Here is a 19,410-nt window from a genome sequence, read left to right on the forward strand (position 1 = left end):
GCCATTTTTTTGTATCAAATAAAACAACGCCCATTTGTAAAACGCATTATAATTTTTCGATAATTTCTTTTTGGAAAGTTTTTCATGCATGCCCTGCGCCTCTCATCCCTGGCCGTTGCGCCACTAGTCCTGTTGCTGAGTGCCTGCGGTGGCGGCGGAGGCGGCGATAGCGCCGCAGTCGTCCCGCCCGTGACCTCGACAGGGCCAAGCGCCCTGGTGGCGTCGTCCACGGTGGCGAACCGCTGCGAGAAGCCGCGCACTGGCAGCAGCGCGGACCGGCAGGGCAGCCTGCTCGATGAACTGACGTGGGTGCGCAGCTGGATCGATGAAAGCTATCTGTGGTACCGCGAAGTGCCGACGACCTACCAGGCGCAGAGCTTTGCCACGCCCGTCGCCTATTTCGATGTGCTGAAAACAACGGCCACCACGGCGTCCGGCAAGCCCAAGGACCAGTTCCATTTCACGTATACGACGGCGGAGTGGGAGGCGTCGCAGAACGGCGTCGAACTGGGCTATGGCCTGCTGCTGGCCGTGGCGCAGGCCACGCCGCCGCGCAAGGCCGTGATCACGATCGTCGAGCCAGGTTCGCCGGCGGCGCTGGCGGGCCTGCAGCGTGGCGACGTGCTGCAAACGGTCGACGGCGTCGATTTCGTCAATGCGCCGGACGCCGCCAGCGTGGCCATCCTCAACGCGGGCCTGTCCCCGAAAGCGCAAGCCTCGCACACGCTGGCCTTCAGCCGCGGCGGGACGGTGCTCAATGCCACGCTGCAGGCCATCGAGGTCAGCACGAGCGCCGTGCAAAACGAGCGCATCATCAATACGCCCACGGGCAAAGTCGGCTACCTGACCTTCAACACGCACAACAACGTGGCCGAACGCCAGCTGATCGAGACCATGCGCCGCTTTCAGGCGGCCGGCATCAGCGACCTGGTGCTTGATGTGCGCTACAACGGCGGCGGCTATCTGGATGTCGCCAGCGAGCTGGCCTACATGATTGCCGGCCCGCAGGCGACGGCGGGCAAGGTCTTCGAACAGGTGCTGGCCAATGACAAGACCAGGCGCGAAGCGCCATTGCCGTTCCATGCGCAGAGCCAGGGCTTTGCCGGGCCGAATCCCATCGCCAAGGGCACGGCCTTGCCTTCCCTGGGTCTGAAACGCGTCACCTTGCTTACCACGGGCAATACCTGCTCGGCCAGCGAATCGATTATCAACGGCCTGCGCGGCGTGGATATCGAGGTCAACCTGATCGGCGGCACGACGTGCGGCAAGCCCTATGGCTTCTATCCCCAGCCGAACTGCGGCACCACGTATTTTGCCGTGCAATTCCAGGGCGTCAACGCCAAGGGCTTCGGCGACTACGCCGATGGCATGGCGCCGACGTGCGGCGTGGCGGATGATTATGAGCATCAGCTGGGCGATGCAGCCGAGGGCATGCTGGCGGCGGCCCTGCGCTACCGCAGCACGGCCAGCTGTGCCCCGGCGACGGGCGCGTCCAGGCTGTTGAGCCGGGTGGAAAGCGTGGAAGACACGGCCCTGCGCGTGCTGCGCCCGCAATACAAGGAAATTTCCATAAGGAAACCGTAACCGGGGGCTTTCTTCCCTTGATCGCGCCGGGAGCGGCGCGATTTTCCTCCCTGAAATATTTCCATATAACAATTTTGATATATGGAAAGACGAATCCATTCGTTCTGTAATTGCTTTCATTTTGATATCTTTTGGATTTTCTCCCACCTTGAGAAGCGCAAAGATGCCTAGACAATTCAAGTTAACCCCGCTCAGCGTCGCCATCCTGACCATCCTGGGTGGCGCCGCCAGCCAGGCACAGGCACAAAATGCCGCGCCCGCCGCCGATACCCAGCCGGAAGCCAGTGCGCACGCCGTCGTCGTGACCGGTTCGCGGATTCCCCGCGCCAGCCTGGAAGGCCCGTCGCCCGTCACCATCCTGACCGGCGATGAAATCACCAAGCAGGGCTATAAGAACGTGTATGACGCGCTGAGCAACCAGGTGCAGAACAGCGGTTTTACGCAGGGCGAAGACTTCGGCAATACCTTCACGCCATCGGCCAACACCATCAGCCTGCGCGGCCTGGGTCCGAACCACACCCTGATCCTGCTCAATGGCCGCCGCCTGGCCGATTTCCCCGTCGCCTATGAAGGCACGGTGAACTTCACCAACCTGGCGAATATCCCGTCGAGCATTGTCGACCGCATCGAAATTCTCAACGGCGGCGCCTCGGCCATCTATGGCTCGGACGCGATCGCCGGCGTGATCAACGTGATCCTGAAAAAGCAGACGGAAGGCTTTGACATCAACGTCAAGGCAGGCACCACCACGCGCGGCGGCGGCGGCAACCAGCGCGTGCAGCTGACGGGCGGCGGCAATTTCGACAAGCTGCATACCCTGTTCAGCGTGGAGCTGAGCCAGCGCGATCCGCTGTCGAGCCTGGAGCGTGACTTCATGTCCACGCGCTCGGGCACGCCGACGAACATTGCCTCGCGCCGCGTGGTGCAGGCGGGCACGTCCGGCACCTACCAGGACCTGGGCGACACCTGCAGCCAGTTCGGCGACCTGTTTGGCGGCAGCGTCGTGAAGTACCAGGCGAAGAACGGCAGCTATTGCGCCAGCCCGAAGGTGGGGCCGACCTACTGGACCACGCAGACCAAGAACCGCAGCCAGAACGTGTTCGGCAGCGCCAACTACGAGCTGTCGCCGGAAACGACGCTGTTCGCCGATTTCCTGATCGGCAAGAACGCCACGGAAAACAATACGCGCGGCCCCACCTGGACCTCTGCGTCGACGGGCAACAGCTATTTCAAGAACCAGAACACGGGCAATTACGAGGCATGGACGCGCTACATCTCGCCCGAGGAAATGGGCGGCGTATCGCGCTACAACCGCAAGTGGGACGACCTGGCCACGGCCATCTCGCTGGGCGCCAAGGGCCGTATTCCCGGCACGGCATCGTGGCAGTATGAAGCCAACTACAATGCCTCGCTGTACAAGAGCGAAAGCCACACGCCGCGCGCGCTGGCCAATATCGACAGCTTCTTCCTGGGACCGAAACTGGGCACGGACGCAAGCGGCGTCGCCATCTATGCCCCCGATCCCGCGCGCCTGTCGCGCCGCCTGACCGCCGCCGAGTTCGACAGCATCACGGGCAATTCCGACAGCGACGACAAGGCCTGGACGAATACCCTGAGCCTGGCCACCAACGGCGACCTGTTCCAGCTGCCGGCCGGCGTGGCGAAGATCGCCACCATCGCCGAAGTGGGCAAGCAGGGTTTCAGCAACGTGCCCGATGCGCGCCTCAACGAGGGCTACTTCAACGTCGCCACCAAGTCCGACATCACGGCCGGCACGCGCACCCGCTACGCGCTGGGCGCCGAAGTCAACCTGCCGCTGCACGACAAGCTGACGGGCACCCTGGCCGGACGCTATGACCGCTACAATTTTGCCGGCCGCAGCGACGGCAAATTCACCTACAACGGCGGCCTGGAACTGCGTCCGACGCGCGAACTGCTGTTCCGCGCCAATTACGCCACCAGCTTCCGCGCGCCGGACATGAACTACATCTACAAGGCGCGCGGCACGGGCTATTATTCGAGCACCACCGACTACTACCGTTGCGGCGCCGCCGGACAGGCCATCGAGGATTGCGACTACGCGAACAAATCGCCGGGCGCCGACTATGTGCAGAACGGCAGCAAGGATCTGCAGTCGGAGAAGGGCAAGTCGTTTGGCGTGGGTGCCGTCTGGTCGCCAAGTGCCAGCTTCGACGTCTCGGTCGACTACTGGAACATCAAGATCGACGACCTGGTGACCAACCTGAGCGCCGACAAGATCCTGCGCGACGAAGCCGATTGCCGCCTGGGCAAGACCGACATCAATTCGCCGACCTGCGTCGATACCCTGAACCGCGTCGAGCGCTTCGCCGCCAATGCGCTGAACCGCGCCGGAGAGATCAAGACCATCACCGTCAACCCGATCAACGCGGCAAAGCAAAGCACCAGCGGCGTCGATATCAGCCTGAAGTACCTGCTGCGCACGACGGACTACGGCCGCTTCGCCTTCAAGGCCAACTACGCCAAGGTGCTGAGCAAGAAATCGCAGCAGTTCGCGGGCGATGAGGAGATCGACGAGCTGAAGGACCTGAGCAGCACGGACTGGCCGGACAAACTGAACCTGAGCGTCAACTGGAGCGCAGGCGACTGGTCGAACACCTTGCTGGTGACCCGCTACGGCAAGATCCCGAACGCTGCCGGCACGGCGTATTTGACGCCAACGGCGCTGGCCAACATCAGCACCGTGTACCGCATCAATGACCGCGCCACCCTGTCGCTGATCATCAACAACGTCCTCGATACGGTCAAGCGCGACAACAGCGGCGGCTGGCCGTACTACCCGGTGGGTAACTACAGCCCGCAAGGCCGTCAGGGCTGGGTCGAATTCAACTACCATTTCGGCAGCTGATCTCACCCAGGAGCCAACCTGAAACCTGGGGTCGGACCCGCCGGGACTCGGCGTCCCCGTCTGACCCCGGCATTGAAGATGCTGGGGCATAGCCTCCCAAGCCGGGATCGCACACGCTGCTTTCCCGGCTTTTTATTTGTCCTCCCGCTCGATACTCCCCCTATAATTGCCCGCTTGTCCTCTCTCGATGGAGCCTGTCCCATGCTACGCCACGCCCTGCTGTCCGCCGCCTTGTTGTCCGCCTTTGCCTTGCCTGCCTACGCCGCTTCGCCGCTGACCACGGTGGCCGAGCGCTCGGGCTTTTTGCAGACGGGGCGCTACGCGGAAGTGGAAACCCTGTGCCGGCAGTTCCAGGCCCGCTATCCGAAGCAGGTGCGCTGCGTGGAATTTGGCCGCACGCCGGAAAACCGTCCCATGCTGGCGCTGGCCGTGACGAACACGGGCGCGCTGACGCCGGCCGAGGCGGCGCGCCGCAAGCTGCCCGTGCTGCTGGTGCAGGGCGGCATCCATGCCGGTGAAATCGATGGCAAGGATGCCGGGTTCCTGGCGCTGCGCGAAGTCCTGGAAGGCAAGGCGGCGCCCGGCGCGCTGGACCAGCAGGTACTCTTGTTCGTGCCCGTGTTTAACGTCGACGGCCACGAGCGCTTCGGCCAGTGGAACCGGCCGAACCAGCGCGGCCCCGTGGAAATGGGCTGGCGCAGCACGGCGCAAAACTACAATCTGAACCGCGACTACGTGAAGGCCGATGCGCCCGAGATGCAGCACATGCTGGCGCTGGTCAATGCCTGGGACCCGCTGGCGTATGTCGACCTGCACGTCACCGATGGCGCGCAGTTCGAGCCGGACATCTCGATCCAGGTCGAACCCGTGCATGCGGGCGATCCTGCCTTGCGCGCGGCCGGCACGGCCCTGCGCGACAACGTGCTGGCCGACCTGGCCAGGCAGGGCTCCGACCCGAAACCGTTCTATATCTCGTTCGCCGAGGAAGACAATCCGCAATCGGGGTTTGTCGACTCGGCGCCGAATCCGCGTTTTTCGCACGGCTATTTCCTGCTGCGCAACCGCTTCGGCATGCTGGTGGAAACCCACTCGTGGAAGGATTATCCGACCCGCGTGCGCATCACGCGCAACACCATCGTTTCCCTGCTGTCGCAAGTGGCCCAGCATGGCGCGCAGTGGCGGCAAGCGGCGCTGGAAGCGGACAGTCGCGCGGCGCAGCTGGCCGGCAGCACCTTGCCGCTCACCTACAAGACGACGCAGAAGAGCCACCTGATCGCGTTTCGCGGCTACGCCTACACGCGCACCCCGTCCGACATTTCCGGCGCGCTGATGACGCGCTACGATGAAAACACGCCGCAGCTGTGGACGGTGCCCCTGCGCGACGAGATCGTGCCCGACCTGCAGCAGGCCGCGCCGAAGGCCGGCTACCTGGTGCCGGCCGCGCAGGCGCCGATGGTGGCGGCCAAGCTGCGCCAGCATGGCGTCGCTTACCAGGTGCTGGCCACGGCCTGGGGCCGGCAGCCGGTGCAGGCCTTCCGCGCCACGCAGGTGACATTCGGCGCGCAGTCGTTCGAGGGCCGCCAGACGGCGGCCGTGCAGGGCGAATGGCGGGACGAGGCGCGCGTGATCGGCGCCGGCGACCTGTACGTGCCCGTCGGCCAGGCCAAGGCGCGCCTGGTGGTGGCCCTGCTCGAGCCGCGCGCGCCCGATTCGCTGCTGGCTTGGGGCAGTTTCAACACGGCCTTCGAGCGCAAGGAATACATGGAAGACTATGTGGCCGAAGACGTGGCGCGCGCCCAGCTGGCGGCCGATCCGGCGCTGGCGGCGCAGTTCCACGCCCGCCTGGCCAGCGATCCCGCCTTTGCCAAAAGCCCGCAGGCGCGCCTGGAATTCTTTGCCCGCCGCCACAGTTCGTGGGACGAGCGCCTGAACCTGTATCCGGTATGGCGCACGGACGTGGCGCCCGGCGCCACCGCGCAGTCCGCCCGATAAGCGACACTTCGCGGCCCGGGGCAAACCCGGGCCGCGCATTTCAGGCATGATGACGTTTCATCCACATCTTTGCCCGGAAACCGCATGGAACACCACAGCTTTCTCATCAACATACTGTTTTACCTGGTGGCTGCCATCATCATGGTGCCGCTGGCCAAGCGCCTGGGCATGGGCGCCGTGCTGGGTTATCTGGTGGCGGGCGTCGTCATCGGGCCGTGGGGCATGGGCCTGATCAAGAATGTCGAAGTGATCCTCAGCTTCTCGGAATTCGGCGTCGTGCTGCTGCTGTTCCTGATCGGCCTGGAGCTGGAACCGAAGCGCTTGTGGCTGTTGCGCCGGCCCATCTTTGGCTGGGGCGGGGCGCAGGTGGCCGTCGTCAGCGCGGGACTGTGCGCCGTGGCCATGGCTTTCGGCGTGGACTGGCGCACGGCGCTGGTGGGCGGCCTGGGCCTGTCGCTGTCGTCGACGGCCATCGTGCTGGCCACCCTGGGCGAACGCAAGCTGATGAGCACGCCGGCCGGTTCCGCCGGCTTTTCCATCCTGCTGTTCCAGGATATCGCCGCCATTCCCATGATCGCGCTGGTGCCGCTGCTGGGAGGACTGGTCACGCATGGGGGCGAGCCGGGCTGGCTGCGCGTGGCCAAGCTGGCCGCCGTGCTGGCCGCCCTGGTGATCGGCGGGCGCTTCCTCGTCAATCCCATCCTGCGCTTCATCGCCAAGACGGACTTGCGTGAAATCTTCACGGCCTTTGCCCTGCTGCTGGTGATCGCCATCTGCGTGCTGATGGAATCGGTGGGCTTGTCGATGGCGCTGGGGACGTTTGTCGCCGGCGTGCTGCTGGCCGATTCCGAATACCGCCATGAGCTTATTTCCGACCTGGAGCCCTTCAAGGGCCTGCTGCTGGGCCTGTTCTTCATGGCCGTCGGCATGTCCGTCGATTTCGGCGTGCTGCGCGCCCAGCCGATGCTGATCCTGGCCCTCGTGGCGGGGCTGCTGGCGGTGAAGATCGCCTTGCTGTACGTGCTGTCGAAGTTCTTCGACATTCCCCGCGGCCAGCAGCTGTTCTTCGCGCTGCTGCTGTCGCAGGGCGGCGAATTCGCCTTCGTCGTGTTTGCCGCCGCCGTGGCCGCGCACGTCTTTGCGCCTGAAACGGGGGCCTTGCTGGTGGTGGTGGTGACGGTGTCGATGGTGGCCACGCCCTTGCTGCTGCTGTTGCACGACAAATTCGTCGCGCCGCGCCTGCAAAGCGACAAGAAGCGCCGCCCGGACGACCAGATCGAGGCGCAGGACAATCCCATCGTCATCGCCGGCTTTGGCCGTTTCGGCCAGATCATCGGCCGCCTGCTGGCCGCCAACAAGATCGGCGTGACGGTGCTGGACCACGACCCGGACCAGATCGACCTGCTGCGCAAGTTCGGTTTTAAAGTGTTTTATGGCGATGCCACGCGCGTGGATCTGCTGGTGGCGGCCGGCATCGAAAAGGCCAGGGCCCTGGTGATCGCCATCGACAATGTGGACGACAGCCTGGCCCTGGTCGACGCCGTGCGCCTGCGCCTGCCGCAGCTGACGATCCTGGCGCGCGCGCGCAACGTCACGCATTACTATGAATTGATGAAGCGGGGGGTGACCTTGATCGAGCGCGAGACGTTTGCGGCGGCCCTGCTGCTGGGCGAGCAGACCTTGCGCCAGGTGGGGTTCAGCGAGGAGCGGGCGCAGCGCGCGGCCGGCATCTTTGGCCGGCATAACCTCAAGACTTTGCTGGAAGTGGCGCCGCACTTCCAGGACCAGCAAAAAGTCATGTCCCTCACGCGCCAGGCGCGCGAGGAACTGGAAGACATGTTCGAGAGCGACGCGGCCGCGTTTGCGGCGGCGGAAGTGGAAAACGGTAGGTCGGATTAGCAGCAAGGCCGCGTAATCCGACACATTGTTGGCGTTGGTGGAAGCGTCGGCTTGCGCGCTGTGCGCCAAGCCGACCTACGCCTGCCCCGGCATTATTTCCCCTGCTTCGCTTCGATCGCCTCGATCTGGTCCATGATGCCGTTCATGCGCGCCACCAGCGCCTGGTACGGTTTCGGCGTGGCCAGATCGACGCCGGCCGCCTTCACCAGCTCATACGGATACGCGGAGCCGCCGGAGCCGAGCATCTTCAGGTAGGCGGCCAGGGCGCCCGGTTCCTTGTCGAGGATGCGCTGCGAGAAATCCTGCGCCGCGGCGATCGAGGTGGCGTACTGGAACACATAGAAGCCGTGGTAGAAGTGCGGCACGTAGGCCCATTCCAGCGCGTAGGCGGGGTCGATGGTCATGACGCCCTGCGCTTCGCCGTGGTAGCGCTTGAGGATGCCGGCGTAGATGGCCGTGATCTCCTCGCCCGTCAGCGACTCGCCCTTGTCCACCTTGCCGTGGATGGCGGCCTCGAATTCGGCGAACATGGACTGGCGGAAGAAGGTGCCGCGCAGGTTTTCCAGCGCCGCGCCCAGGTACAGCAGGCGCTCGTCGTCATCCTTGGCCTGTTTCAGGCGCGCGTCGAGCAGCAGCGCTTCGTTGGTGGTCGAGGCAATCTCCGCGACAAAGATGCTGTACGGCGCATAGATCGACGGCTGCGCCTTGTTGGCCAGCACCGAATGCATGGCGTGGCCCCATTCGTGCGTCAGGGTGCTGACGGCTTCGTAGTTGTCCGTGTAGTTGAGCAGCACGAACGGGTGCACGTCATATGCGTCGCCATTCATGTAGGCGCCCGCCACCTTGCGCGGCCGCGGATACACATCCATCCAGCGCGCGTTGACGGCGGACGTCAGCGCGCTCACATAGTCGGGACCCAGCGGCGCGACGGAATCGAGCATCATCTGCTTGCCGTCGGCCAGCGGGAAAGTGCGGTCGCTTTTCAGCAGCGGCGCATACACGTCGTAATACGCCAGGTCCTTGACGCCCAGCATGCGCGCGCGCAGCTTGAAGTAGCGGTGCAGGGTGGGCAGGTTGGCATTCGTCTGCGCGATCAGGGTCTGGTAGACGGCCGGCGGCAGGTTGTCGGCATCCAGCGCGGCGCTTTGCGAATCGGCATAGTGGCGCACTTTCGCATACGCGGCATCCGTCTTCAGCTGGCCGTACAGGGTTTCGCCAAAGGTGCGCTCGTAATCCTTCCACTTGCCGAAGAAGGCGTCGAATACCAGCTTGCGGTCGGCGCGGTTGTCGTCGCCCCGGTATTTCGTGTAGGCCGCCTGGTCCAGGCGCACTTCCTTGCCATCCGCCAGTTTCACGGTGGGCCACGGGATTTCCGCATTGGCCAGGGTGCGGTAAACGCTGGCGGCCGAGCCCGTCGCCAGGCCGAATTGCGCCACCAGCTGTTCGCCGGCGGCGTCGAGCGTGTGCGGCGCGCTGCGCAGCATGTTGCTCAGCTGGAAGCGGTACAGCTGCAAGCCCTTGTCTTTCGCCAGCATGGCGTCGATGCGCTTGGCGCCCAGGGCGAGGATTTCCGGCTGCAGGAACGTGGTGGCCTGGTTGAACTCATTGCCCAGCAGCGCGGCGCGCTGGTTCAGCTGGTTGCCCTTGCTGTCGCCCGTGTCCTGGTCGTAATACTGCGCCGCATACGTGTACAGCATGTTGACGCGCTTGCGCGCATCCGCGTACAGGTCCAGGCAGCTTTTCAGGCGCGCCGGCGACGCTTTCAACTGCCCTTTGCAGGCGCCCAGCTGCTGCAGCTGGGCCGAGAGTTTTTTGGCGTCGGCATCGAAGGCGGCGTCGCTGGCATACAGCGCCGTCAAATCCCAGCGGTCGGCCTGGCGGTCGGTCTGGGCGGGGGCTGGCGCAGGAGCGGCAGAGGCGGTGGCGAGGCTGAGGGCAAGCAGGGAGAACAGCAGGGGGCGCTTGAGCGCGGATGGCGTCATGGTTCATTCCAGTGAGGTTGTCGGAAGAATGCGTGCTGACCGCCGGGCAGGGATGCGCGCGTGACACATCGCGTACCGGCAGAGCTGACTACGGTACCTCAAATGGACGCAGGGGGAAAGGGGCAGGCCGCCGCCACCGGAATGGTGGCGGCGAAACAACAGAAGGCTTACAGGGGCTGCAGCGGGATCGTGCCGAAGGTGGTCGGCGTCGAGCACGGTTCTTCATCAAAGGCGATGTCGCCCAGCGGGTTGGCCACGCCGTCCGCCTTCAAGTCCTTGAAGCCGAACAGTTTCGGGTCCATCAGGTGCGATGGCGCCACGTTCGACAGGGCCGAGAAGATGCTTTCCACGCGGCCAGGGAATTTCTTGTCCCATTCGCGCATCAGGCCCTTGATCTGCTTGCGCTGCAGGTTTTCCTGCGAACCGCACAGGTCGCATGGGATGATGGGGAAGCCCTTCACTTCCGCATAGCGCTGCGTGTCCTCTTCCTTCACGTAGGCCATCGGACGGATGACGATGTGCTTGCCGTCATCGGACTGCAGCTTGGCCGGCATGCCTTTCAGTTTGCCACCGAAGAACATATTCAGGAAGAATGTTTCCAGGATGTCATCGCGGTGGTGGCCCAGGGCGATCTTGTTGGCGCCCAGCTCGTCGGCCACGCGGTACAGGATGCCGCGGCGCAGGCGCGAGCACAGCGAACAGGTGGTCTTGCCTTCCGGGATCAGCCGCTTGACGATGCTGTAGGTATCCTGGTTTTCGATGTGGAATGCCACGCCCAGTTCCGTCAGGTAGGCGGGCAGGATTTCCGGCGGGAAGTTCGGCTGCTTCTGGTCCAGGTTGACGGCGACGATATCAAAATGAATCGGCGCGCGCTCGCGCAAGGTCATCAGGATGTCCAGCAGCGCGTAGCTATCCTTGCCGCCGGACAGGCAGACCATCACCTTGTCGCCATCCTCGATCATATTGAAGTCGCCGATGGCCTGGCCCACCAGGCGGCACAAGCGCTTGTGCAGCTTGTTGTTTTCCAGGGCGATTTTTTCCGCCTTCTTGCGCGCCAGTTTCTGCGCGTCCACGTTGGCCGGAATCTCCACGGCCGTTGTCATTGTTTCTATCACTGCTTCGTTCATACTTCATCCTTGATCTTGAATACTTCCACGCCCACGCCTTCGCAGTCGGGATACACGTCCGGTTTCATGCTCGACACGCGCGCCGCGCGCACGCGCGGGTGCGACAGCATGGCCGCCAGCACGTCGTCGACCAGGCTTTCCTGCAGCTGCACGTGGCCTTGCGCCATGCGTTTGGCGATGGTTTCGCGCATGAAGTCGTAGTCGACCACTTCTTCCAGCTGGTCATCCTTTGGCGTCGACAGGGCCAGGGGAATGTACAGGTCGACGTTGATGAGGACGCGCTGCTCGCCCTTTTTCTCGAAGTCATAGACACCGATGTTGATGAGGACTTCGTAATTGCGCAGGAACAGGCGGCGGCAATCGGCCAGGCGGGGGTGGAACAGGGCGGACGACATAGTTTACCTTTTAGGGGATGCTGGAATGCTGGTTTGTCTGGTATGGCTGCTGATTATTTGGTCAAAAACATGACGTCGCGGGGCAAGCCGATCAGATGCTGGCCGCCGTCCACGAGCAAGGTCGTGCCCGTCAGCGCGCGCGCGCCGGCCACATAGCAGACGCAATCGGCCACATCGTCTGGCGTGCTGGAACGGCCCAGCGGCGTATTTTCGTGCGCTTTGGCAAAGTTCGCTTCCGTTTGCTCGCCGGAGACCATGGTGATGCCAGGGGCGATGCCGACGACGCGCACTGTCGGCGCCAGCGCCTGGGCCAGCATGGTGGTCGCCGACAGCAGCGCCGCCTTGGACAAGGTGTACGACAAAAAATCAGGATTGAGATTGTACAGTTTTTGGTCCAGCAAGTTGATGACAACGCTTTGGCCGCCGCTTGGGGTCGCCTGGTACAGGGCTTGCGCCAGCAGGATGGGCGCGGCCAGGTTGGCGTGCATGTGGGCGTCCAGCGCGCCGACGGAGAAATTGCCGGCATTGTCGTATTCAAACAACGATGCGTTGTTGACGACGCACGTCACGGCGCCCAGTTCCGCCTGCACCTGCGGCAGCAGCTGGCGCACGGCCGCTTCCTGCGCCAGGTCGCAGGGGAAGGCGTGGGCGCGGCGGCCCAGCGCGGTGATTTCCGCGACGAGGCTGAGCGCTTCGTCGTGCGATGCGCGGTAATGCACGGCAATGTCCCAGCCGTCGCGCGCCAGGCCCAGCGCGATGGCGCGGCCGATGCGGCGCGCGGCGCCCGTGACGAGGGCGACGCGGGGTGTGCTGTGTGGCAGTGTCGATGCTGATGTCATGTGTTTACTGTATTGATATGTGAGGTGAGCGTGGCTGCCAGGGCCGGTACTGGCGGCCCGCGCCGCCGATTCGCTACAATACGGTATGTCTCTTCCCGTACCCGATAGCGACGCGCTGGCCGCGTCCCATGCCTTGCAGCACCAGATTGCCGCCGAAATCGCGCGCAATGACGGCGCCATTCCCTTTGTCCGCTTCATGGAGCTGGCGCTGTATGCGCCTGACCTCGGCTATTACAGCGGCGGCGCCGCCAAGCTGGGCAAAGATGGCGATTTTACAACCGCTCCGGAAATATCGTCCCTGTTCGGCGCCACCCTGGCCCATGTGGCAGCCGCTATTATGGCGCAAACGGCCCCGCGCATCCTCGAATTCGGCGCCGGCACGGGCAAGCTGGCCTTCGATATCCTGACGGAAGCGGCGCATGCCGGCATCCATGTGGAACAGTATGCGATCGTCGAATTGTCCGGTGAATTGCGCGCGCGCCAGGAACTGGCGCTGGCAGCCTTCCCGCAAGTGGTGTGGTTCGATGGTTTCCCCGACACGTTTGAAGGCGCCGTCTTCGGCAATGAAGTACTCGACGCCATGCCCGTCAACCTCATCAGCAAGACGCCCGCCGGCTGGTGCGAGCTCGACGTCAGCATTGCCGATGGCCAGTTCATCTTTGTGGAGCGTCCCGCTGGCGACGACGTCGCGGCGCAGATCGCTGCCCAGGTGCCCGAGGCGGATGCCTTGCCCGTCGGCTATGTCACGGAGATCCACGGCGTGGCCAGCGGCTTCATGCGCTCGCTGGCGCGCATGCTGACCGCCGGCAAGGGCGGCGCGGCCGTGCTGTTCGACTATGGCTTCCCCGCACATGAGTATTATCTGGACTTGCGCGCCACGGGCACCCTGATGTGCCATTACCGCCACCACGCCCACGCGGAACCGTTTTATTTGCCCGGCTTGCAGGACATCACGGCCCACGTGGACTTCACGGCCATGGCGGTGGCGGCGCAGGATGCGGGCCTCGACGTGCTGGCCTATATGAACCAGGCCGCCTTCCTGCTGGGCGCCGGCATCGGCGACTTGCTGCTGCGCACCGACCCGCAAGAGGTCAAGACATACCTGCCGCAGGCCAGCGCCGTGCAGAAACTGCTGTCGCCGGCCGAGATGGGCGAGCTGTTCAAGGTGCTGGTGGTGGGGCATCGGGTCGAATTGCCGGAAGCCCTGTTGTCAGGCGACCGCAGCCACCGACTCTGATGTCAAGGCGGGGCGTTAACGCCCTGCAATTTCCTGTCCGCCAGTGGTTATTGTCTTGTCATATCGTATATGATGACCGATACAGCACGGTTCCATCCTGCAAGAACCCGTCGCCGCGCACCGATTTCAAGATAGAACGATGGGAAAGATACATACACACTATGACAACCTGAAAGTGGCGCGCCTGGCGCCGCAGGAAGTCATACGTGCCGCGTACAAGGCCCTCAGCCAGAAATACCATCCCGACAAGAATCCCGGCGACGAGAAGGCCGCGCGCATCATGGCCATTCTCAACAGCGCCTATGGCACCCTGTCCGATCCGCAGCGCCGCCGCGAGCACGACGAGTGGATCGCCGCCGAGGAATGGGAAATCGAATGGCTGGAAAGCACCCATCACGAAGACGGCAAGGGCAAGGATGGCCGCGCGAAAGGCCATGCCCCGCAGCAGGATCACGGCTGGGCGCAGGACGTGCCGCCGCCCAGGGGCAAGGCGCGGCGCGCGGCGCCACCCATCTGGCGCAACTGGCGCTGGTGGCTGAGCCTGCTGGTCTGTGTGCTGCTGGGCTGGCTGGGCGCCTTGCTGATGCTCGATACCTCCCAGCCCGTCCCTGCCGCGCTGGCGTCCGCCTGGAGCGGCCTGGCCCGCGATGGCGCCAGGGCGCGTGCGGAGCCGGCCGCACCTGACAGTGTCGCCGCGCCGCCGGCAAAAAACGACGTGATCGCCATCGACAGCTGGGCGGTGGGCAAGCCGTATGCGGCCGAGCCCGCGCAAGCCAAGGCGCCCGAGATCCGCGTACTGGCCGTTTCCCAGCTGAGCCTGAGGCCGACCCGCCCCGCCTGCGATGGCGCGAGCACGGCCGAATCGGCAGCGCTGGTGGCGCCGAATGGCGAATCCTGGCCGGCGCAGTCCGGCTATGTGGATGGTTTTCCGATCGGTAACAAGGGCGATGAACTGAGCTTGACGATCGATAACAGCGCCAATGCGGCGCCCGTGTTCGTCAAGCTGTATGACCAGGAGCGCCGTTCGAACGTGCGCTACCTGTACATCCTGGCGCATGACAAGCTGACGGTGGAGCAGCTCGGCGCTGGCAAATATGAGGTGCGCTACCAGGCCGTCGGGCCGGGGCAGGACCCGTGTGGCGGCAAGGCGCAGGGTGCCGTGCCGGCGCCCGTGTCCGGCCCCGCCAGCGGCGAGATCGGCACGCAGAATCCTGTTGTAAGCAGCATCTAATCTGATTATGCTTGATAGGCGTCAACGCAGCGTCCACATCGACCTTATCCATTAGGAGTATTCATGACCGACCTCAAAGCCGATGCAGATGATAACTGGCTGCTCGACGAGGATGAGCCGGTGGCCAGTCCCGCGGGACTGGCGGCACCCGACCAGCGCCTGTGGCGCGTCCTGATCGTCGATGACGACGTCGACGTGCATGCGGTCACGCGGCTGGCGCTGCGCAACGTCAGTTTCAAGGGGCGGGAACTGGAGCTGTTTTCCGCCTACAGCGGCCGCGAGGCGTTCGAGATCCTGCGCGACACGCCCGATATCGCGCTGGTGCTGCTCGACGTGGTGATGGAAACGGATGACGCGGGCCTGATCCTCGCCAAGCGCATCCGCGCCGAACTGAACAATTCCATCGTGCGCGTGGTGCTGCGCACGGGCCAGCCGGGCCAGGCGCCCGAGCAGCGCGTCATCATCGAGTACGACATCAACGATTACAAGGCCAAGACGGAGCTGACGACGCAGAAGCTGTTTACCACCGTCATCTCGGCCCTGCGCGCGTATGAAAGCCTGATGATGCTCGAGCGCAGCCGCATCGGTCTGGGCAAGATCCTCGCGGGCGCCACCAATCTGTACCAGATCCATTCCCTGCGCGAATTCGCTTCCGGCGTGCTGAACCAGGTCAGCGCCATCCTCGACGTGGGCGCCGATGGCGTGCTGTGCCTGATGCAGGGCGGCGCCGGCCGCCCCGAGGTGGTGGCCGCCACGGGTACCTATGCCGTGCTGGCCGAGGCGGAAGCCATGCCGGCCGACCATGCGCTCACGCCCACCATCGACAAGGCCTTCGCGGAAAAGCGCAGCCAGTTCGAGCATCCGGCCAACGTGCTGTTCATCCACACGGAAGGCAACCGCGAACTGGCCATTTCCGTCACGCCGCCGTGGCCGCTGGCGCAGATCCAGCGCGATTTGCTGGAAGTGTTTTGCCAGCGCATCGCCGCCGCCTTCGACAACCTGTACATGTTCGGCCAGCTGCGCAAGGCGCAGGAGGCCACCGTGGTGGCGCTGGCCGATCTGGCCGAATTCCGCGACAGCGACACGGGCGGCCATGTGCGGCGCGTGCAGCAACTGTCCGATGCCATCGCCCGCCGCATGCAGCAGCGCGGCGCGTATGCGGACGAACTCACGCCGCAGCTGCTCGACATGATCGGCCTGGCCAGCATCCTGCACGACGTGGGCAAGGTGGCCACGCCGGACGCCGTGCTGCTCAAGCCCGGCAAGCACACGGACGAGGAGCGGGCGCAGATGCAGCTGCACGCCAGCGTCGGGCGCACCATCCTCGAGCGGGCCGCCAACATGGTCGATGGCGTCAGCTACCTGACGTATGGCGCGCAGATCGCCGGCGGCCACCACGAGCATTTCGATGGCGCCGGCTATCCGCATGGCCTGAAAGGGCGCGACATACCCGTGGCTGCGCGCATCGTCGCCGTGGTCGATGTCTTCGATGCCTTGCTGCACGAACGTCCCTACAAGGAGCCATGGCCGTATCCGCAGGTGCGCGAATATATCGAGCAGCGCAGCGGCAGCCAGTTCGACCCGGAAGTGGTGGCCGCGCTGCTCGACCTGATCGACCACGAGCCGCAGCTGTGGCATCCGGAGCGCGCCGGCGCCTGACTGGCGGGCATTGTCTGGCAGCGTTGTTGCCAATTTTCGCTGCCGCGCCATTCCCTTGCGCGCGGCACCGGCATATACTCGGCAGCCTCATGCTGGCTGGCGCCACGCACCAGTGTGGCGCGCCGCTGAGTTTTCGGACATCACGACATGAAAGAACTCAAGGGCCTCAGCGCACTGATCATCGAGCCGCATCCGGGCATGCGCTCGAGCCTGCACAATATGCTCAACCTGTGCGGCCTGGCGAAGATCGATGACGCGGCCAGCTCGGGCCAGGCGATCCGCATGCTGGGCAGCAAAGCGTATGACCTGATCCTGTGCGAGTACGACCTGGAAGGCGGACAGGATGGCCAGCAGATGCTGGAAGACTTGCGCCACCATAAATTGATGCACGCCTCGACCATGTTCTTCATGGTCACGGGCGAAGGCAGTTTCGCCAAGGTGGTCAGCGCCGTCGAGCTGTTGCCCACCGATTACATCCTCAAGCCGTTCACCGCCGACAACATGCTCGAACGCATCGGCCGCGCGCTCGACAAGCGCAACGCCTTCGTGCCCGTGTATGCCCTGATCGACGTGGGCAACGAGCGCGCGGCGATTGCCGCCTGCGCCGAGGGCGCCAGCCTGTATCCCCGCTATGCCACCGACTTCCTGCGCCTGCGCGCCGAGCTGCATCTGCTGCTGGGCGAGGCGGCCGACGCGGAGCCGATCTACGCGGCCCTGTACGACAGCAAGGCCATCGGCTGGGCGCGCCTGGGACAGGCCAAGACGCAATTCCTGCTGGGCGAGTACGACGCCGCGCAGGGCACGCTGGAAGGCTTGTTGGAGAACAATAAGCGCTTTCTCGACGCCTATGACTGGCTGGCCCGCACGCATTTGGCGCAAGGCAAGCCGGAACTGGCGCAGGCGGCCCTGAGCGAGGCGGTGGCGCTGTCGCCGCACGCCGTGCGCCGTTTGCGCCGCCTGGGCGAGGCGGCGCTGGCGGCCGACGATATCGAGACGGCGGAAAAGGCCCTGAAGCTGGTGGTCAGCAAGGCCAAGTATTCCGAATTCCGCGATCCGGAAGACCATGTGCGCCTGGTGCAGACCCTGGTGCGCAAGGGCGACCCGCTGCAGGTGGGCGCCGTCATCCGCGACCTGGACAAGTCGATGGGCGGACAAAAGAACGCGGAACTGTGCAGCGCCCTGTGCGGCGTCATGCTGCATGCGCATACGGGCAACCAGGAGCGGCTGCAGCAGTCGCTCGACGCGGCGCTGGCGGCCAACCGCCACAGCGTGGGCGGCTCGAACATGCTCAAGACGGAGCTGGCGCGCCAGTGCCTGGCGCACGGGCGCGAAGATGGCGCCGCCGAGGTGATGCGCGAAGTCATGCGCAATGCACCCGACAGCGCCGCCATGACGCGCGCCATGGCCGTGTTTGAAAAGGCGGGGCGCGAGGAGCTGGCCAAGGCCCTGGCGCGGCAAAGCCGCCAGGAAGTGGCCGACATGGTGGCAGCCGGTGCCGCCAGGGCGGGCGCGGGCGACTTCCGCGGTGCCGTCGAGCTGATGGGCGAAGCTGTCACGCGCCTGCCCGACAATCCGCAAGTGGTGTTCAATGCTGCCGTGGCCGTGCTGAAATGCCTGGAGCACGAAGGCTGGGATGAGCGCATGGGGCAGCAGGCGCTGACGTTTATTGCCGGCGTGCGCCGCCTGGACCCGCGCAACCCGAAATTGCCCGTGCTGTCCGGCCTGCATCAGCAGCTGTTGCGTAAATATAAGCCGCACGGCAACACCTGGATGCATCCGCCTGACGCCCGGTAAGGCAGGGCAATGTGGGGCAAATGACGGGAAAATGCGGGCTGCCGGCGAGGGGGAGAAAAAAAATGCGAAAAAAGACGACTTTTTTGCGCCAACCCTTGCACATTCTCAAATCGGGAGCTTATAATCACGCCCCGAAGCAGCCAACTTCTTCTTTATAAGCAAGTGCAGCAGTCAGGCATCAGTAAATAAGGTTGACAGTTGTGAGTAGATGCTTCATACTCTGCGGTTCCCGCGGAGGGGTGGCCGAGTGGTTAAAGGCGACAGACTGTAAATCTGTTCTCTATGAGTACGCTGGTTCGAATCCAGCCCCCTCCACCAAGTTTTTGCAAGGAAAACTGGGTAGTAGCAAAAGTAAGTGAAGATAAAGTGAACGATACCTCGCGGGTGTAGCTCAATGGTAGAGCAGAAGCCTTCCAAGCTTACGACGAGGGTTCGATTCCCTTCACCCGCTCCAGTTTCCGTTCAGATGCTTGATGCATCGCATGCAACAAATTACAGCCCTTGTAGCTCAGTGGTAGAGCACTCCCTTGGTAAGGGAGAGGCCACGTGTTCGATCCACGTCAAGGGCACCAGAATTCGCAGCAGGCAGCACAGAAGCAATTCAAACCAGACCGTCGGGCGTGTGCCTGAGCAATCTAATCAAATCATTAGGAGTTCAAAATGGCAAAAGGTAAATTCGAACGGACCAAGCCGCACGTCAACGTCGGCACCATCGGCCACGTCGACCACGGTAAAACCACGCTGACCGCTGCAATCGCAACGGTTCTGTCGAAGAAATTCGGCG

Annotated in this window: 13 protein-coding genes and 3 tRNA genes; 12 read left to right on the forward strand and 4 right to left on the reverse strand. The window is 64.1% G+C overall.

The features are described from left to right. The first annotated feature begins 84 nt into the window (after positions 1–84). The 4 genes from ACZ92H_RS12245 (at position 85) to kefC (ending at position 8,362) form a co-directional block, all read left to right on the forward strand. On the forward strand, positions 85–1,584 hold the full coding sequence (locus ACZ92H_RS12245; RefSeq protein ID WP_465049533.1) for a S41 family peptidase: 1,500 nt from the start codon (positions 85–87) through the stop codon (positions 1,582–1,584). A gap of 163 nt (positions 1,585–1,747) precedes the next feature. After that, positions 1,748–4,471 (forward strand): TonB-dependent receptor plug domain-containing protein, encoded by a 2,724-nt coding sequence (locus tag ACZ92H_RS12250; protein WP_465049535.1) that lies wholly within the window; start codon positions 1,748–1,750, stop codon positions 4,469–4,471. A gap of 201 nt (positions 4,472–4,672) precedes the next feature. After that, a complete protein-coding gene (locus ACZ92H_RS12255; protein ID WP_465049536.1) occupies positions 4,673–6,463 on the forward strand; it encodes a M14 family metallopeptidase in 1,791 nt (596 codons plus the stop codon). Between the two features lie 84 nt (positions 6,464–6,547). Then, positions 6,548–8,362, forward strand: a complete 1,815-nt coding sequence (kefC, locus tag ACZ92H_RS12260; RefSeq protein WP_465049538.1) for a glutathione-regulated potassium-efflux system protein KefC — start codon at positions 6,548–6,550, stop codon at positions 8,360–8,362. Positions 8,363–8,454: 92 nt separating this feature from the next. On the opposite strand, the gene pepF is transcribed toward kefC, so the two are convergent. The 4 genes from pepF to ACZ92H_RS12280 form a co-directional block, all read right to left on the reverse strand. Continuing rightward, positions 8,455–10,344, reverse strand: coding sequence for an oligoendopeptidase F (pepF, locus tag ACZ92H_RS12265; RefSeq protein WP_465049540.1), 1,890 nt, complete (start codon positions 10,342–10,344; stop codon positions 8,455–8,457). Positions 10,345–10,511: 167 nt separating this feature from the next. Continuing rightward, positions 10,512–11,447: a tRNA 2-thiocytidine(32) synthetase TtcA gene (ttcA, locus tag ACZ92H_RS12270; protein WP_131374449.1), complete on the reverse strand. Its 936-nt coding sequence runs from the start codon at positions 11,445–11,447 to the stop codon at positions 10,512–10,514. A 20-nt stretch (positions 11,448–11,467) separates the two neighbouring features. Further along, on the reverse strand, positions 11,468–11,866 hold the full coding sequence (locus ACZ92H_RS12275; protein WP_092798596.1) for a dihydroneopterin aldolase: 399 nt from the start codon (positions 11,864–11,866) through the stop codon (positions 11,468–11,470). A 53-nt stretch (positions 11,867–11,919) separates the two neighbouring features. Continuing rightward, positions 11,920–12,705: an SDR family oxidoreductase gene (locus ACZ92H_RS12280; protein ID WP_465049542.1), complete on the reverse strand. Its 786-nt coding sequence runs from the start codon at positions 12,703–12,705 to the stop codon at positions 11,920–11,922. 85 nt (positions 12,706–12,790) lie between these two features. Here ACZ92H_RS12280 and ACZ92H_RS12285 point away from each other — a divergent pair, with 85 nt between their 5' ends. The 8 genes from ACZ92H_RS12285 to ACZ92H_RS12320 form a co-directional block, all read left to right on the forward strand. Further along, positions 12,791–13,942, forward strand: coding sequence for a class I SAM-dependent methyltransferase (locus tag ACZ92H_RS12285; protein ID WP_465049543.1), 1,152 nt, complete (start codon positions 12,791–12,793; stop codon positions 13,940–13,942). Between the two features lie 139 nt (positions 13,943–14,081). Further along, positions 14,082–15,173 (forward strand): J domain-containing protein, encoded by a 1,092-nt coding sequence (locus ACZ92H_RS12290; RefSeq protein WP_465049545.1) that lies wholly within the window; start codon positions 14,082–14,084, stop codon positions 15,171–15,173. A 63-nt stretch (positions 15,174–15,236) separates the two neighbouring features. Continuing rightward, positions 15,237–16,832, forward strand: a complete 1,596-nt coding sequence (locus ACZ92H_RS12295; protein WP_131374441.1) for a DUF3369 domain-containing protein — start codon at positions 15,237–15,239, stop codon at positions 16,830–16,832. A gap of 147 nt (positions 16,833–16,979) precedes the next feature. Then, on the forward strand, positions 16,980–18,626 hold the full coding sequence (locus tag ACZ92H_RS12300) for a response regulator (RefSeq protein WP_465049547.1): 1,647 nt from the start codon (positions 16,980–16,982) through the stop codon (positions 18,624–18,626). A 233-nt stretch (positions 18,627–18,859) separates the two neighbouring features. Then, positions 18,860–18,944 (forward strand) — tRNA-Tyr (locus ACZ92H_RS12305). A 62-nt stretch (positions 18,945–19,006) separates the two neighbouring features. After that, positions 19,007–19,080: transfer RNA gene (locus ACZ92H_RS12310), tRNA-Gly, on the forward strand. Positions 19,081–19,123: 43 nt separating this feature from the next. After that, positions 19,124–19,198 (forward strand) — tRNA-Thr (locus ACZ92H_RS12315). 88 nt (positions 19,199–19,286) lie between these two features. Continuing rightward, positions 19,287–19,410, forward strand: a 124-nt coding sequence (locus ACZ92H_RS12320; protein WP_017454492.1) for a GTP-binding protein, incomplete at its 3' end; no start/stop codon positions are given.

This window comes from Janthinobacterium foliorum (assembly GCF_978021625.1).

Coding starts and splice junctions, on each gene's coding strand:
- ACZ92H_RS12245 (WP_465049533.1), top strand. CDS start 85: ATGCATGCCCTGCGCCTCTCATCCCTGGCCGTTGCGCCACTAGTCCTG.
- ACZ92H_RS12250 (WP_465049535.1), top strand. CDS start 1,748: ATGCCTAGACAATTCAAGTTAACCCCGCTCAGCGTCGCCATCCTGACC.
- ACZ92H_RS12255 (WP_465049536.1), top strand. CDS start 4,673: ATGCTACGCCACGCCCTGCTGTCCGCCGCCTTGTTGTCCGCCTTTGCC.
- kefC (WP_465049538.1), top strand. CDS start 6,548: ATGGAACACCACAGCTTTCTCATCAACATACTGTTTTACCTGGTGGCT.
- pepF (WP_465049540.1), bottom strand. CDS start 10,344: ATGACGCCATCCGCGCTCAAGCGCCCCCTGCTGTTCTCCCTGCTTGCC.
- ttcA (WP_131374449.1), bottom strand. CDS start 11,447: ATGACAACGGCCGTGGAGATTCCGGCCAACGTGGACGCGCAGAAACTG.
- ACZ92H_RS12275 (WP_092798596.1), bottom strand. CDS start 11,866: ATGTCGTCCGCCCTGTTCCACCCCCGCCTGGCCGATTGCCGCCGCCTG.
- ACZ92H_RS12280 (WP_465049542.1), bottom strand. CDS start 12,705: ATGACATCAGCATCGACACTGCCACACAGCACACCCCGCGTCGCCCTC.
- ACZ92H_RS12285 (WP_465049543.1), top strand. CDS start 12,791: ATGTCTCTTCCCGTACCCGATAGCGACGCGCTGGCCGCGTCCCATGCC.
- ACZ92H_RS12290 (WP_465049545.1), top strand. CDS start 14,082: ATGGGAAAGATACATACACACTATGACAACCTGAAAGTGGCGCGCCTG.
- ACZ92H_RS12295 (WP_131374441.1), top strand. CDS start 15,237: ATGACCGACCTCAAAGCCGATGCAGATGATAACTGGCTGCTCGACGAG.
- ACZ92H_RS12300 (WP_465049547.1), top strand. CDS start 16,980: ATGAAAGAACTCAAGGGCCTCAGCGCACTGATCATCGAGCCGCATCCG.